Origin of the sequence: Actinoplanes sp. NPDC026623 (assembly GCF_040638275.1) — a bacterium.
Lineage (GTDB): Bacteria > Actinomycetota > Actinomycetes > Mycobacteriales > Micromonosporaceae > Actinoplanes.
Genome location: NZ_JBEZXZ010000448.1, coordinates 1 through 1,373, shown reverse-complemented (window position 1 = coordinate 1,373; position 1,373 = coordinate 1). Strand labels below are relative to the sequence as shown.

General features: G+C 73.0%; 1 protein-coding gene. It reads right to left on the bottom strand.

Features of this window, described 5'->3' with window-relative positions:
* Positions 1–26: 26 nt before the first annotated feature.
* Entirely contained in the window at positions 27–1,163 is a 1,137-nt protein-coding gene (locus tag AB0F10_RS45710; RefSeq protein ID WP_360640904.1) for a M48 family metallopeptidase, read from the bottom strand.
* Positions 1,164–1,373: the final 210 nt, after the last annotated feature.

Genomic DNA, 1,373 nt, shown 5'->3' with positions numbered 1-1,373 from the left:
CAACCGGGAGCGCGGGCGACGTCTGGTCAGGCCGGCGGGTTCTCCCCGGCCGGGCCGTCACCCGAGCCGTTGGCCGGGTCGTCACCCCGGCCCTCGCGGCGGGCCGCCCGCCCGGCCGCGTCGGCCGCCGTGCTCGCCCAGGCCCACGCCTTCCCGGTCTGCGCGCCGGCCCAGCCGCCGATGTCGGCCGCGCCGCCGCCGACCCGGCGGACCAGCGTCACCAGGGGGTCCGGCGAGTTCTGGAACACGTCCCGGTAGTGGCCCGCCGCCGCCTTCACGTCGTCGGTGACCGACGCGTTGCCGTCCGAGTCGCGGCGCGGGAAGTCACCGCCGAGGATCCGGCCGTAGTCGCCCGAGTCGATCCAGCGGCGCAGCTCCGCCGCGCGGGCGACCGGCACCGGGTGGCTGCTCCACGCCGTCATGCCGATCTTGTGGATGCTGTCGCGGAGGTCGCCGCCGCCCTGATACTCGGCCGCCTGTTCCAGGAAGGCCGCCGTGTCGATCTGCGACAGGTCGCCGCCGCCCGCGAGCTTCATCAGCAGGCGGATCGAGGCGGCCGGGTCCTGGCCGGCGAGCAGGCCCGCGCGGTCCGCCGACAGCTCGGCCTTGCGCCACCACTCGTACATCGCCGCGATGATCGCCCGCAGCGCGATCGCGCCGATCGGTAGCCAGCTGACGTTCGCCGCCCACCTGGTCAGGATCACCATGATGGTCTTGTAGACGGCGTGGCCGCTGCGCACGTGGCCGATCTCGTGGCCGAGCAGCGCGCGCAGTTCGTCGTCGTCGAGCTTCTCGACCGCGCCGGTGGTGATGACGATGAACGGCTTGTCCATGCCGATCGCCTGACCGTGGATCATCGGCGACTGCGAGACGTACAGCTCGGGCAGCTCGGCCACGTCGAGCGTCGTCGCGGCCTCGACGAAGCGCTGATGCACCCGCGGATACTGGCGGTGGTCGACGCGGATCGAGCCCGCCAGGTACGAGAGCCGGAAGCCGCGCTCGTTCCACATGCCGAAGAACGCCTTCACCACGTCGTCGAAGCCGCGCAGTTCGCGCAGGGCGGTCAGCGCGCCGCGGTCGGCGGGGTGTTCCCAGGCTCGGGAGCTGATGTCGGTCAGCGTGATCCGTTGCCGGGCCGGTCGATTCTCGTCGTCGATCGTCATGGGGTCCCTCCGCGACTCGGTCTCTGCTCCGAGAGAAAGCTTCGCGGTCCGTGCGCACGGGCGCATCGGCTCTGAGCGGGACTTCGGGCTCCCCGGATCAGACTTTCGGCCGACCCGGACCGGTCAGCTCCTCGGCGCGGGCGAGCAGGGCCCGCCGCTCCGGCTCGGAGGGTGCCGCCGCGGCCGCCCGTTCGAAGAGGGTCACGGCGG